General features: G+C 73.4%; 10 protein-coding genes. 7 read left to right on the top strand and 3 right to left on the bottom strand.

Annotation, left to right across the window (positions count from 1 at the left end; translation table 11 throughout):
• Window positions 1-82: 82 nt before the first annotated feature.
• The 3 genes from ACFYM0_RS33550 (at window position 83) to ACFYM0_RS33560 (ending at window position 5,699) form a co-directional block, all read left to right on the top strand.
• On the top strand, window positions 83-3,202 hold the full coding sequence (locus ACFYM0_RS33550) for an AAA family ATPase (RefSeq protein ID WP_388508180.1): 3,120 nt from the start codon (window positions 83-85) through the stop codon (window positions 3,200-3,202).
• 64 nt (window positions 3,203-3,266) lie between these two features.
• Entirely contained in the window at window positions 3,267-4,940 is a 1,674-nt protein-coding gene (locus ACFYM0_RS33555) for a B12-binding domain-containing radical SAM protein (protein WP_388508183.1), read from the top strand.
• Between the two features lie 72 nt (window positions 4,941-5,012).
• Window positions 5,013-5,699, top strand: coding sequence for a 2OG-Fe(II) oxygenase family protein (locus ACFYM0_RS33560; RefSeq protein WP_388508186.1), 687 nt, complete (start codon window positions 5,013-5,015; stop codon window positions 5,697-5,699).
• Window positions 5,700-5,762: 63 nt separating this feature from the next.
• On the opposite strand, the gene ACFYM0_RS33565 is transcribed toward ACFYM0_RS33560, so the two are convergent.
• Window positions 5,763-6,239 carry a helix-turn-helix domain-containing protein gene (locus ACFYM0_RS33565; protein WP_388508189.1) on the bottom strand — a complete coding sequence of 159 codons (477 nt, stop codon included), beginning with the start codon at window positions 6,237-6,239 and terminating at the stop codon, window positions 5,763-5,765.
• Between the two features lie 206 nt (window positions 6,240-6,445).
• Here ACFYM0_RS33565 and ACFYM0_RS33570 point away from each other — a divergent pair, with 206 nt between their 5' ends.
• The gene (locus ACFYM0_RS33570; protein WP_388508192.1) at window positions 6,446-8,845 is read left to right on the top strand and encodes a LuxR C-terminal-related transcriptional regulator; all 2,400 of its coding nucleotides are present in this window, start codon (window positions 6,446-6,448) and stop codon (window positions 8,843-8,845) included.
• Here ACFYM0_RS33570 and ACFYM0_RS33575 read toward each other — a convergent pair.
• Window positions 8,762-10,078: an MAB_1171c family putative transporter gene (locus ACFYM0_RS33575; RefSeq protein ID WP_388508194.1), complete on the bottom strand. Its 1,317-nt coding sequence runs from the start codon at window positions 10,076-10,078 to the stop codon at window positions 8,762-8,764. The two genes, ACFYM0_RS33570 and ACFYM0_RS33575, sit on opposite strands and share 84 nt — an antisense overlap.
• A complete protein-coding gene (locus ACFYM0_RS33580; protein ID WP_388508196.1) occupies window positions 10,071-10,601 on the bottom strand; it encodes a ParH-like protein in 531 nt (176 codons plus the stop codon). Before ACFYM0_RS33580 ends, ACFYM0_RS33575 begins: the two co-directional genes overlap by 8 nt.
• A 225-nt stretch (window positions 10,602-10,826) precedes the next feature.
• Between ACFYM0_RS33580 and ACFYM0_RS33585 the strand changes: the two genes are divergently transcribed.
• The 3 genes from ACFYM0_RS33585 to ACFYM0_RS33595 all read left to right on the top strand — a co-directional run bounded on the left by ACFYM0_RS33585 (window position 10,827) and on the right by ACFYM0_RS33595 (window position 13,351).
• Window positions 10,827-11,648 carry a class I SAM-dependent methyltransferase gene (locus ACFYM0_RS33585; RefSeq protein ID WP_388508199.1) on the top strand — a complete coding sequence of 274 codons (822 nt, stop codon included), beginning with the start codon at window positions 10,827-10,829 and terminating at the stop codon, window positions 11,646-11,648.
• A 217-nt stretch (window positions 11,649-11,865) separates the two neighbouring features.
• Window positions 11,866-12,696, top strand: a complete 831-nt coding sequence (locus ACFYM0_RS33590) for a CoA transferase subunit A (protein WP_388508202.1) — start codon at window positions 11,866-11,868, stop codon at window positions 12,694-12,696.
• Window position 12,697: 1 nt separating this feature from the next.
• Window positions 12,698-13,351, top strand: a complete 654-nt coding sequence (locus ACFYM0_RS33595) for a CoA transferase subunit B (RefSeq protein WP_388508205.1) — start codon at window positions 12,698-12,700, stop codon at window positions 13,349-13,351.
• Window positions 13,352-13,388: the final 37 nt, after the last annotated feature.

The following is a 13,388-nucleotide window of genomic DNA, read 5'->3' on the forward strand; positions in this document are numbered from 1 at the left end:
GCCGTAGCACAGACCGGGTGGTTCACGACGAGGCAAGCGTCGTGAACCACCCGGTGGTCGCTCAGTGAACGGGGAGGACAGCATGACCAAGCCCACCGGTCCCATCGTATCCACCGCGAGCCAGTGCGCCGGCTGTGGTGTGGACAACCCGTCGGCGGCCCGTTTCTGCATGGCCTGCGGGACGGAGATCGGCCAGCCCGCCACTCCCGCCAGCGGCCTGCGCTTCGTCTCCGTCGTCTTCTGCGACGTGGTCGGCTCCACCGGGCTGGCCACCTCCCTCGAACCAGACCGGTGGGCGGCCGTCCTGGACGGCTACTTCTCCCTGGTCGGCTCGCTGGTGGAGGGTTACGGCGGCAAGGTGGAGAAGTTCATCGGCGACGCGGTCGTCGCCGTGTTCGGCGTCGAGGGGCACGGCGAGTCGGCCGCCGCCGCCGCCGTCTCCGCCGCCACCGCCATCGGGCACCGCACCGGCGAGTACGCACGGGGCCTGGGCGAGCTGCTGCTGGGCGACTTCCCGGTGCGGTCCGCGGTCGCTTCCGGCCATGTCGCGGTCAGCGGCCGGACGTCGAGCTTCGTCATCGGCTCGGTGCTCAACCGGGCCGCCCGACTCCAGCAGTACGCCCCCGACGACGGGGTGATCGTGGACCTGGCCACCCGGCTCCAACTGCAGGACCACTTCCCGCTGCGGGCGATCGAACCGGTGGCGGCCAAGGGCTTCGCCCGGTCCGTCCCGGCCTGGATCGTCGGTCCGGCCGACACCCAGGCCCCCGGCCCGGGCACCGTCGGAAGGACCGGCCTGGTCGGCGAGCTGGCCGCCCGCATCGACGCGGCCGCCACTGCCACCGGCCCGACCCTGATCCTGGTCGGGGGCCCTTCCGGGGTGGGCAAGTCCCGGCTGGTCACCGAGGCCCTCGACCACTGCACCGGCCTGGCCACAGCCGTCCTGCGCTGCCCGCCCGCCGGGACCGGACTCGGCCTGCTGGCCTGCTGCCTGTTCCTGGAGGAGATCGAGAACGCCGCCCGTCAGGGACACGACAGGGTGGACGTGACGGTGCAGCTGACCGGCGCCTCCACCCGCGCCGAGCAGGCCCCGGCCCAGGACCGCGGCGAGCTGGGCCGTGCGCTCACCGCGGCATTGGACCGCCTGCGGGGCGCGCGGCCCCTGCTTCTGGTGGTCGAGCACAGCGAGTGGACCCCCGGGGCACTGGCCGATCTGCTCGACGAGCTGACCTCCGCGCCGGGGCGGCCGGTCGTGGTGCTGCTGGTCGGAGTCTCGGCCCCCGAGGCGCTCGCCGGCCGGGAGGACCACCGGCTCACCGTGCCACCACTCGGACGGCCCGACGCGCGGCGCCTCGCCCACCGGCTGCTCACCGCGCAGCACGACCCGGCCGCCGCCGACCGCGCCCGGTCCACCGGCACCGGGGCCCCCGGACACGACCCGGCCGCCGCCGCCCTCCTCACCGCCGGCTCCGCCGCGGAGGAGATCGCCTCCCGGGCCGGCGGCATCCCCCGGTACATCGAACAGATGGTCGTCCTGAGCCGCTTCGCCCAGCCCGGCGACGACTGGGCGCCACCCAGCGCGCACGCCGCGCTCGGTGCCCTGCTGGACCAGCTGGACACCGACTCACGGGAACTCCTGGTGCTGCTCGCCGCCGCCGGCCGGGACCTGTCCCTGGAAGACCTGGGCGCCCTGATGGACCCCGACAGGGTCGCCGCGGCCGCCGCCTGCCTCCTCGAGGCCGGGCTGGTGGAGTCCGCCGACGCCCACAAGGGCCGTCTGGCCCCGGCCTTTCCGGTCGTCGCCGAGGTGGCACTGCGGCGACTGACGCTCTCCGAGACCGCCGACGTGCACGCCAGGCTCGCGAGCTCCCTGGAACCGTTGGCCGAACGGCGCCCCGCTGTCGCCGAGTTGCTGGCCCGGCACTGGGAGGCGGCGCACACCGCGCTGCGCGGGGTGGAGCCCGGCTCCGACCGGACGGCCCGGGCCGCGGAGTCCGCCGTGACCGCGTTCGGCGTCGCCGCCCGCTTCGCCCTCTCCCGTGGGCGCCCCGAACTGGTGCTGACGCTCACCGGACGCGCCCGCGCACTGGCAGAGGCGGACCGCGCGCAGGGCCACGACCTGGATGTCCTGGAGGCGTATGCCCTCGGCACCCAGGGAATGCCGCAGGCCGCCCTCGAACGCGTCGAGCGCGTGCTGTCGGACCCGGACCGGGCCGCACCGGCCGCCCGGATCCACGCCCGCCTCAACTCGCTGTACTCCCGCACCTACCTGACCGGCGACGCGCCCGCCGTACCGGACGATCCGCACTACCTCGCCGCGGTCGCCTCCCCGGAGCCGGAGGCCCGGGTCGGGGCACACCTGTACGCCGGGCTCCAGTCGCTGCGGGCAGGCGACCACCCCGCCGCCGAGCGGGCGCTGCGCTCCGCACTGCGTTCGGCCGACGGCGCCGGGACCTGCCTGGGCCTGACCGAGGTATACGCCAACCTGGCGATGGCCCTGGTCAACGGCGACACCCCGGTCCCCGCCGCACTCGCCGACTGCGAGCGACTGCATCAGGAGGTCGCCGGTTCCCGGCTGCTCAGCTCGGCCACCGGCGTCGCGCTGTCGCTGGTGCACCACATGTCCGGCGACCGTGCCGCGGCCGACTCCACGATGGACGAGGCCGAGGAGGTGCTGCGCGATCTGGGCCAGGGCACCGGGGCCGCGACCATCGCGGGCTGGCGTGCCGTCCTGGCGGCCCGGTCCGGCGACTGGGGTACCGCGGCCGGCTGGTGGACCGCACAGGGCGATCGCTGCGCCGCCCTCGGCATGGTCCGCCAGGCGTCGCTGTCCCGCCTCCAGGCCGAGCTGGCCCGGGAGGCCTCGGGTGAAGGGCGGTCCGGCAGTGCGCGGGGCGGGCCCGGGCTCGACGAGGTGACCGTTCCACCCCCCGAGGCCTGGGCCGAGTACACCGTCGCCCTGCAGGCCCGCGCCGTACGGGCGTTGCGGGCCGGCGACCCGGAGCCGGCCGCGACGCACCTGGACGCCGTGGTCCGCCACCTGGGCAAGGTGCGCGGCAGCGGCGCGGTGATCACACCGCTGCTCTTCAGCGCCGTCCTCGCCCGCCGTACCGGCCTCCCGGTGGCCGGGCGTGCGCTGACCGCGCTCCAGCGGGCCATCGACGCCAAACAGGACCTGGGCGTGCGCGCCCCGCAGGCATAGCGGTACGCACCGCCCCACCGCACGACCCGTCCCCTCCGGGGGAACTCCGAGAAAGCAGCCGCCCGTGCGCGTCCTCCTGCTCTACGCCAACCCCCACCAGGTCCTGCCGGTCGGCCCGTACGGACTGGAGATCCTGCGGGCCGCGATCACCGAAAGCGGACTGCCGGTCGAGGTGTCCGTGTGCAACCCGTTCCTCGAATCGCTCGACCACACCGGGCTGTTGACCGAGGTGCTCGACCGGGCCCGGCCCGACCTCGTCGCACTGTCCATCCGCAACATCGACAACGCCGTGGTCGCCTGCGACACGGCGGCCGGCCCGGACGGGCGGTGGATCGACGTGGTGGACTACCTGGCGCCCATCGCCGAGCTGACCGCGACGCTGCGCGCCTGGGACCCCGGACTGCCGGTGGTGGCGGGCGGCGCGGCGTTCACCTCCTGCCCGGTGGAGGTGATGGACCGGCTCGGACTGGACTTCGGTCTCACCGGTCCCGGTGAGACCGCGTTCACCGCCCTGCTGGCGCGCGTGGTCGCCGACGGCGCCACACGGGGCGTGCGGCAGGTGGTCGCCGAGACGCTGTCCACGCTCCCCGGCGGGCTGGTGCGCACCGCCGACGGAGCCCTGGGGCCCGGCCCGCGGTCGCGGCCCGACGTGGTGTCCCGGCCCACCACCGCGCTGCCTCGGATCGCACCGGAGTACGTGCTCTTCGCCAAGGCCCGGGGCATCCCCACCGCGCTGCGCAGCCACGCGGGCTGCCCGCTGCGCTGCTCGTACTGCGTCGATCCGCTGAACGTCGGCAGGGTGGACGCACGCCCCGCCCACGCCGTCGCCGCCGAGGCGGAGCACTACGTCGAGCAGTACGGGCTGACCCATTTCCATCTGGCCGCCCCCGAGGTCAATCTCCCCTACGAAGGTGCGCTGACCGAGGTGTGCGAGGCACTGGCCGGAAGCCGCCACGGCGAAGTGATCAGCTGGCACGGCTACTTCAACGTCAAGCCGTTCTCCGAGCGGCTGATGGACGCCTTGGTCCGGTCCCGCTGCGTGCGTCCGAGCTTCTCGGTGGACGCCTTCGACGACCGGATGCTGCGCGGGCACCACAAGAACTACCGGATGTCCGACGTCGAGGACACCTTCGGTCTGTTGCTGCGGCGTCGGCCGGAGTGGATGGACGTTCAGATCGGGGTGCTGTTCGGCCAGCCCGGCGAGACGGCCGCCACCCTGGAGAACGCGATCCGCCACATCCGCCGGCTGGCCGACCGGGGCGTGTCGGTGGGCTACTCCTGCGGGCTCCGGGTCTACCCGCACACCCCGCTGGCCCGCACCCCTCTCGACCCCCGGCACCTGTACCGGGCGCGGGGGCCGCTCTCCCCGACCGGTGGCGCCGGCCCCCGTACCGTCTCCGCGGCCGACCTGCTGACACCGCTGGTGTACTGCGAGCCGATGCCGCCCCGGGAGCTGGCGGCCCACCTGTCCGACCGGCTGTCCGACTGCCCCGGAGTGACCTTCATCGACGAGGGGCCGGTGAAGGAGGCCCGGCAGCCGGACTGGCTGCGCCCCCTCAACGTGGCCACCGTGCACCTCGCGCACGGGCGTTCGCGGCCCGCGGCCGAGATGCTGCGGCTGGTGCTGGGCTCGGGCGACGCGCGGGCGGCGGGCATGACGCAGCGACTGCTCCGGGAGGCGGCCGCACGGCCACCCGTCCCGGTGGGCGCCGGGGGCCTCCAGACCGCCGGCGCCTGACCGCGCCCGCCCCGCCTGCGCACACCTCCCCCTCCCCTGCCGTACCGCCTTCCCCGTCTACGGAGGACACCCATGGAACTGACCTGGAGCACGGATGACTTCGCCGTCTTCGACGACTTCCTCGCCCCAGAGGCCGCGGCCACGCTGTGGGAGCAACTGCGCACCGAGGACTACCACTTCGTACACGGACGCCGGGACGGGGCGTGGAACAAGGTCTACGGGCTGCTGGACGGCAGCCCCCTCAGCGGGCCAGGCACGCTGAACGACCCGGAAGGCCACTTCACGGGACTCTTCGCCGACCACGCTCCGCACCCGTCGGGCGGGGCGACCGACGCCGTGGTGAAGCAACTGGCCGAGGAGGCACCCCGCATCGAGCCGTGGACCGGGCGGTTCGGAACGGACTGGCACGCCTTCACCTGCCGCCCCTTCCTCTACCCGCAGGGCTCCGGACTGGCCTGGCACGACGACTCCGGCGACCGGGCCGCCTCGTTCGTGCTCTACGTGCACCCCGAGTGGCAGGCCTCCTGGGGCGCCGAACTGCTCGTCTCCAGCGGAACGCCCGGGGCGCGGTCCGCCGACCAGAACGCCCATCTCACCTCCCGGGTCGGACACTACGTCGCCCCGCACCCCAACCGCCTGGTCGTCCTGCGGTCGGGCGTACCGCACATGATCAAGAAGGTGGAGCCGCACGCCGGAGACCGGGTACGGGGCTCCGTGGCGGGCTTCTTCCTGCGCCGACCCGCCGATCGGCCGCAGTGACCGGGGCCGCCCCGGCACCCGCCCGCCGCCTGGACGGGCCTCTTCGCACGGTGCGGTCGGCCCTCAGACCCGGTCGTCGCCGGGTTCCGCCGCGGGCGGGGCCTCCCCCGCGCCCCGGGCACGCCGGCGGGCCGCCTCACGGACTGCGATCACGTCGATGAGGTCGCTGACGGTGCCGAGCGCCTCGGAGGAGAGCCCCACCGCGCGCAGTGCCACACTGCGCACCCCGGCGTCCCGCAGGGCGCCGAGGAGTTCGATCTCCGCGGCGATCTTCGCACCGTGCTCGTCGTCGAAGAAGTAGGCGACCGGGACCTCGAAGTGGTCGGCCAGGGCCTCCAGATGGCGCTTGGTGGGGTTGTTCCTGCGCCCGGTGCGCAACTGCCACAGGTACGTGGTCGAGAAGGACACCCCGGTGGCCTCCCGGCACGCGGTGGCGACCTCCTCATTGCTGAACGGCAGGCCGTCGGGCCTGCGGGCGAGCCGGAAAAGTCCGTCGATCTTCCGACTCAGTGACGAAGGCGTGGGTTCCGTTTCGGCCACTGCCTGCCCCCTTCTGCCGCGGCCTCCAGTACGCCTACCCGCTCAGGCGAATGCAACTACGTTGATTTTCACTGTAGTTGACACCCCCGAAGTCGGCAGCCATGCTGAAGTGGTATACGGATATGAAAACTGCGAAATGGTTGTTCATCTCAGATGAAACCGCCTGGCTGTCCCCGTCCGCCTGGGTCCACCTCCCGGAGCCGTCCTTGACGATCCCCGCGCCCTCATCTGTGAAGAACGCCCGCCCGGCCGCCGCATGCCCACCCACCGCGTTCCCCGCCGACATGGTCGGACGGGACGCCGAGATCTCCGCGCTGTCGGCGCTGCTGACGGATCCGTCGACCCCCGGAGTGCTCCTGACCGGTGTCCCGGGCGCGGGCAAGACGCGGCTCGCGGCCGAGGCGGCGGCCGCGTACCGCGCGTCGACCGGCGCCACCACCGTGTACGTGGAGACCGCGGCCGAGCCATCCACGGACGGCACGGACAGCGCGCTCGACCTTCTCGCCGGCCTCATCGCCGGCCGGGACCCGGGAGGGGCCCGGCCCCTCCTGCTCGTCGACGACCTCGACCGCTCGGACCACCACCGGCTGCTGCGGGCCTGCGCGGTCGCGTCCGTCGTGGTTCTCGGCACGGCCCGACAGCCCCCCGCGGCCCACGGCCTCGTCCCCTTCCCGGTGGACCCGCTGCCCGTGCCGCTCGACTGCTCGGCGCTGGATCTCGCCGCACTGGCGCGCGTTCCCTCCGTGCAGGTGTACCTCGCCTGCCTGCGCACGATCAACCCCGCGTTCTCCCTCCAACTGCACAATCAGCAGGTCATCGCCCGCACCTGCGTCGAGGTGGGCGGCAACCCCGGCGCGCTCTGCCGCACCGCGCGGGTCGCCGCACTGGAGAGCCCCGAGGTGGCGTGGGCCTCGCTCGGCGACCGGACCGTCCCGTACCCGTTCCACGCCGAGGGCCGCGACCCCGCCGCGGCGCCGGGCGGCGATCCGCGCGGCGCCGCTCCCCGGGCCTCCGGCGGGACGCCGGTCCGGCTGCTGGCCCACTGCCAGGTGTTCAGCGGCGGCTTCGGTCCCGAGGCGCTGCGCCACATCACGGCCGTCGCGCCGGAGGAGTTCTCCTCGGCGCTGGAGACCCTGCTGCGCGGCCATCTGCTCACCGCCTCCACCCTGCCGTCCGGCCGCCTGGACGGGACGGCCCGGTTCCGGCTGCGGCTGCCCCCGGACGGGCCCGCGCGCCGGCTCCCGCCGCCCGAGGACACCGCGGCCCGGCTGGCGCACGCCCGCTACTACGCGGCCCTGGCCCGCGCCGCCGCCGACCGGATCATCTCGGGGCAGCAACGCTCGGGCCTGATCGCCTTCTGGAGCGAGGAACGCAACCTCCGTACGGCACTGGAGACGCTGCTCCGCCACGGCCTGACCGGCGAGGCGCTCGACCTCGTCGACGGCATCCGCGTCCACTGGCGGGCGACGGGCGGCTGGAGCACCTGGGCCGAAGGCCGCCCCCGCCCCGACCAGTCGTGGACCGCGACCGGCCACCGTGACCGGATCCGCGTCGACCTGCTGCTCGGCGAGGCGGGCATCCTGGCGGGCCAGCCCGAGGCCGCCACTGACCTGCTGGACCGGATCACGGCGGACGCCGCCCACGCCGCGGGGCTGTCCGCGCGGGTGACACGACTGCGGGCCCTGTGCGTCCTGGACGCCGACCCGTACCGCGGCGCCGCCCTGCTCGGCGAGGCGGCCGACCGGCACCGGTCCGACGGCGACCGCCACGAGGCCCGCTACGTATCGCTGGAGGCCGCACTCGCGGGATTCCGTCTCGGCGACACGGCGGCCGCGGCGGCCACCGCACTGGAGGTGCTGGCCGCGGCCCAGCAGGGGCGCGACACGCTCGCCGCCGGTACCGCCCTGCTCCACCTGGCCGTCTTCGCTGCCGCGGAGGGACGCGCGCAGGCCACGGCGCACTACTGCGAGCGGGCCCTGTCGTCCTTGCGCGCCCTGGGGCCGCCGGCCGTCCTGGGCGCCATAGCCACCACCCTGGGCAGTCCCGCCCTGCCCGACGTCGTCGAGCGCGCCATCGGCACCGCCCGCGGCCTGGGCGCCTTCCACACCTGGCGCGGCGCCTTCCCGGAGGAGGCGGGCACGCCCGACTTCGCCATGGCCCGGCTGGAGGAGCCGGTGCGCGAGCTGTTGGGCGAGGCCGCCTTCTCCCGCGCGCTGGTCGAGGGTTCCAAGGTGTCGCTCCCGGACCTTCTGGCCTCCCTGGTCCCGGCCCCCGCCCCTCCCGCCGCCGCGCCCGCGGATCCCTTACCCCCGGACACCCGAACCCGGATCGAGCCACTGACGCCGCGCCAGACCGAGGTTTCGCGTCTGGTGGCGGCCGGTCTGAGCAACCGGCAGATCGCCCACCGGCTCGCCATCTCGGAGTGGACCGTGGTCAACCACATCCGGGACACGATGAAGAAGCTGGGCTGTTCCTCCCGAGTGGAGATAGCGAGCTGGATGCACCGCTCCGGCCTGCGCCCGTCACCGGAACCGCCCCTGTTCGTCCGCACGGCCTTTCCTCCGTCGGCCCCCGCCCTGTCCGGACCGACGCTCATCCCGTCCTAGTGCTCCGTCGGTGATCGCGGAGCGGTCGCCCGCCGAGCACCCCACCCGGTGGCGCATGTGCTCCACGAGCCCGGCCACGCTGAACGCCTCGGCCACCTGGACCAGCCACGCCGCCTCCTCCGCCACCGAACAATCGACCGGGTAGGCGAGCGCGACGCCGCGGTCCCCGCAGACGCCGGGGCCGATCCTGGCGGACTCCAGCGCCGCGGCGATGACCGCGGCCTCGGCCATCGCCGCGCGGCCCGCGGGGGGCACGGGGAACCGGGCCAGCGCCGAGTCCGCCAGTGCACGGGCGTCGGGGGGAACGAACGCACGCAGTTCCAGGTAGCCGTCCCGGATTTCGATCACCCGGCGGTAGAGGGCGAACTCGGACCGGCGCAGGGAGAACAGCCGCGCCGACGGCCAACCCAGCTCCAGGGCCGCCCCGGGCGAGACGGCCCGTAACGCCGACCACAGCGGCTCCAGGGCACGGTAGGTGCGGTAGGTCCGTACCCACCGCCGGACCGCGGTGGCGACGCGGATCCAGGCCCCGGCGGTGCCGCCCAGGACGCCCAGCACCAGACAGCACAGACCGAGCGTCCGGCCCACCGGGTCCAGCCCGGCGCTCTGCCGGTTGTCCACGGCCACGGTGACGATCGACGACACGCCCCACAGGGCCCAGACGAGGCCCACCGTGACACTGGCCGTGATCAGCCGCAGGCCCGTGCGCAGCGCGCCCGGACCCCGCCCCCGGGCGAACCGGTGCACCGGGACCAGGAACACGGCCAGGCACCACAGGCTGTAGCCGGTGAAGACCGCGTCGCTGGAGGCGAGGAGCACCGCTCCGGTCCCCTCCGCGAGAAGCGAGCCGTGCCGGGTGCGTACGCCGGAGCAGAGGAACAGCGCCGCGCACAGCACGACGGCCGAGAGGGTGACACCGATGTGCAGCCGTACGGTCGGCAGCCGGGACCGGGGCAGGCCGATCTCGATCACGGTCAGCGGGAGGAAAGCGAGGCCGGCCATCTCCATCTCGCGGCCCAGGAGGTGGGTCGACTGCGGGAGCCACGGCCACAGCCGCTCCAGGTACATCGTCGGAGCGGCCAGCAGGGCCATCGCCGCGGCCATGCAGAAGCCGAAGCGGCACAGGTGGCGGACCGCGAAGGGCGAGTCGCTTCCGCCCCGAAGCAGGCGCAGTTCGTAGCAGCCCAGCCACAGCGCGGCGACGGCCGGGAGGTACGCGAGCAGGTCAGACACGTGGCCGCTCGGGGCGGCGGGAGGGGGCCCCTACGAGGGTCCCGGCCCGACCGTGGTCCCCTTCCGGCACGGGACCTTCCCTGAGCACGCGGTGCAGGATGAGAGAGGCGAGCAGTTCCGCTTCCTGCTCGGCGGGCTCGGCGTACACGGTGCGGCCCAGGACCCTGCGCACCAGGTCGGGGGAGAGTCCGGGCAGCAGCGCGCGTAAGCCCGGTGTCTCGGGGGTGGGTAACCGATCGTGCCCGCAGAGCAGGTGGGCCGCCTCGTGTACGAGGATGTGCTGCCGGTGCAGTGCGCTGGTCCCCGGGGTGCACAGGATGTAGTCGGCGTGGTCGGTCGTCACCAGCAGACCGCACGGGACCGCCGCGTCCACCGCGACCGGCAGGACCTCGATCGGGCGGCCACGCCGTTCGGCCAGGAGACCCAGGAAGGTCTCGGCGTCGAAGGGGTCCGGCAGTTCCAGCCCTTCCGAGAGGGCGCGAACCCTCCGCCACAGGCGTCTGTGCGACCGACCGGTGAGCATCAGGGACCCCTCCCGCCGGAACGGCGCCACCGCTCCGCGCTGTTGTCGTCGAGCGACCCGACGTCCCTCCCCCGGGCCGCTCAGACATCTGCTCTGAAGGATCTGCCCGAAGCATATTTTTTGATTGTGTACCCGTCCAGTCGTGCGCCGACAGAGCGCCCATGCGGGGTACTTGTCCGCGGCGTCGTCCTGTCCTGAACCCGTGCAGACGCTAGTCATGGGGACATGAGCGATGAGAACGCACCCCCCGATGCCCTGAAGGCGAAGCACCGTGCGATGTGGGCGCTGGGTGATTACCCCGCCGTGGCGTCGAACGTCGTCAACGAGCTGGGCGGCGAGCTGGTGCGGGCGTGCGGCATCAGGCGGGGTGACCGCGTCCTCGATGTCGCGGCGGGCTCCGGGAACGCGTCCATCCCCGCGGCCCTCCTCGGCGCCGAGGTCATCGCCTCCGATCTCACGCCCGAGCTCCTCGAGGCCGGCCGTTTGCTCGCGCAGACGCACGGCGCACGGCTGGACTGGCGGGAAGCGGACGCGGAAGCCCTGCCCTTCGCGGACGGCGAGTTCGACACGGTGATGTCCTGCGTCGGCGTCATGTTCGCCCCGCACCACCAGGAGACGGCCGACGAACTGGTCCGGGTCTGCCGGCCGGGCGGCACCATCGGGCTGATCAACTGGACCCCGGAGGGATTCATCGGGCAGATGTTCGCCACGATGCGTCCCTACGCCCCACCGCCGCCGCCGGGTGTCCAGCCGCCGCCCCTGTGGGGCGACCCGGAGCACGTGCGCACCCTGCTCGGGGACCGGGTGACCGGCTTCGACGCCCGGCGGCAGCCGCTGCGCGTGGACCGGTTCGCGCGGCCCGAGGAGTTCCGGGAGTACTTCAAGGCCTGCTACGGGCCGACCATCGCCACGTACCGCTTCGTGTCCGAGGACCCCGAGCGGGTGTCCGCCCTCGACGCGGCCCTCGACGACCTGGTCGCGCGGCACCTCGTCGACGGAGCAATGGACTGGGAGTACCTCCTGGTCACGGCCCGACGGGCCGACTAGGTCGTCTCCTTGCGCCTCCGGCGGCCGCGGCACGGCGAGGTGGTGCCCGCACGCGGCGATCAGCGCGGGCACACCGGGACTCTTCCCCATGGCGCCGCGCCTGGTTGTGGGTGCTGTCACCATCGTGCGGCGCACGACGCGTTCCTAGGCTCGGGCGGGTGATGAGCCTCGGCTGCCGACCGGGCAGGCGAGGCGTACACCGGCGAAGGGATCGCGGATGGGATTGCGGACGGGGTTGCGGACGGGGTTGGACAAGGTGGTCGCCGACTCCTCGGAAGCGGTCGCGGATGTGGGCGAGGGAGCGTCCGTCGCGGTCGGCGGCTTCGGACTGTGCGGCATCCCCGGAGTGCTCATCGAGGCGTTGCGAGAACGTGGCGCGGGCGGCCTGCGGGTGGTGTCGAACAATTGCGGTGTCGACGACTGGGGGCTCGGGCTGCTGTTGCGCGAAGGCCTGATCGCCCGCATGACGAGCTCGTACGTCGGCGAGAACAAGGAGTTCGCCCGCCAGTACCTCAGTGGTGAACTGGAGGTGGAACTGGTGCCGCAGGGGACCCTGGCCGAACGGCTGCGGGCCGGCGGGGCCGGCATACCCGGTTTCTACACCCCTGCCGGCGTGGGCACGCAGATCGCCGACGGCGGTCTGCCGTGGCGCTACCGCCAGGACGGGACCGTCGCCGTGGCCTCGCCGCCGAAGGAGACGAAGACCTTCAAGGACCGCGAGTACCTTCTCGAAGAGGGCATCACCACCGACTTCGCCCTGGTCCGGGCAGCCGTCGGTGACCGGCACGGCAACCTCGTCTTCCACGCTTCCGCCCGCAACTTCAACCCGCTCGTGGCCATGGCCGGCCGTATCACCGTGGCCGAGGTGGAGGAGCTCGTCGAGCCGGGCGAGATTTCCCCGGACCAGGTCCATCTGCCCGGCATCTTCGTCCAGCGGGTGGTCGGCGTCGCGGCGGACGATCCTGCGGCGGCCAAGCGCATCGAGCGGCGCACGACGCGTCCGCGCCACGATCCGCGCCACGATCCGCGCCACGAGGAGAGTGCCTGATATGGCCCTGACACGCGAGCAGTTGGCGGCCAGAGCCGCCCGGGAACTGACGGACGGCTCGTACGTCAACCTGGGCATCGGGCTCCCCACGCTGATACCCAACCACCTGCCCGACGGCATCGAGGTGGTCCTCCACTCGGAGAACGGCATCCTCGGTGTCGGCCCCTACCCGTACGAGGAGGACGTCCACCCTGATCTGATCAACGCGGGAAAGGAGACGGTGAGCGCCGTTGCGGGCGCCTCCTCCTTCGATTCCGCGCTCTCCTTCGGGATGATCCGCGGCGGCCACATCGATGTCGCCGTGCTGGGGGCCATGCAGGTCTCCGCCTTCGGGGACCTGGCGAACTGGATGATCCCGGGGAAGATGGTCAAAGGCATGGGGGGAGCCATGGACCTGGTCCACGGAGCCCGGAGGGTGATCGTGCTCATGGAGCACACGGCCCGGGACGGCTCGCACAAGCTGGTCGAGGAGTGCACGCTGCCGCTGACCGGCCGGGGTGTGGTGAACAAAATCATCACCGACCTGGCGGTGATGGACGTTTCCGCTTCGGGTCTCCTGCTGCGCGAGGTCGCTTCCGGTGTGAGTGTGGACGATGTGCGCGCTGCCACCGGAGCGGAACTGGCCGTCTCGGGCGACCTCGTGGTCGGTCGGTGACCTGGATCCGCACGGGATAGCAGGGCGACGCCGATCG

Origin of the sequence: Streptomyces sp. NPDC006487 (assembly GCF_042870555.1) — a bacterium.
Lineage (GTDB): Bacteria > Actinomycetota > Actinomycetes > Streptomycetales > Streptomycetaceae > Streptomyces.

What these genes read in the sequence shown, in the direction of transcription:
- ACFYM0_RS33590 (WP_388508202.1), top strand. Translation starts at nt 11,866, where the DNA reads ATGGGATTGCGGACGGGGTTGCGGACGGGGTTGGACAAGGTGGTCGCC.
- ACFYM0_RS33560 (WP_388508186.1), top strand. Translation starts at nt 5,013, where the DNA reads ATGGAACTGACCTGGAGCACGGATGACTTCGCCGTCTTCGACGACTTC.
- ACFYM0_RS33580 (WP_388508196.1), bottom strand. Translation starts at nt 10,601, where the DNA reads ATGCTCACCGGTCGGTCGCACAGACGCCTGTGGCGGAGGGTTCGCGCC.
- ACFYM0_RS33585 (WP_388508199.1), top strand. Translation starts at nt 10,827, where the DNA reads ATGAGCGATGAGAACGCACCCCCCGATGCCCTGAAGGCGAAGCACCGT.
- ACFYM0_RS33550 (WP_388508180.1), top strand. Translation starts at nt 83, where the DNA reads ATGACCAAGCCCACCGGTCCCATCGTATCCACCGCGAGCCAGTGCGCC.
- ACFYM0_RS33595 (WP_388508205.1), top strand. Translation starts at nt 12,698, where the DNA reads ATGGCCCTGACACGCGAGCAGTTGGCGGCCAGAGCCGCCCGGGAACTG.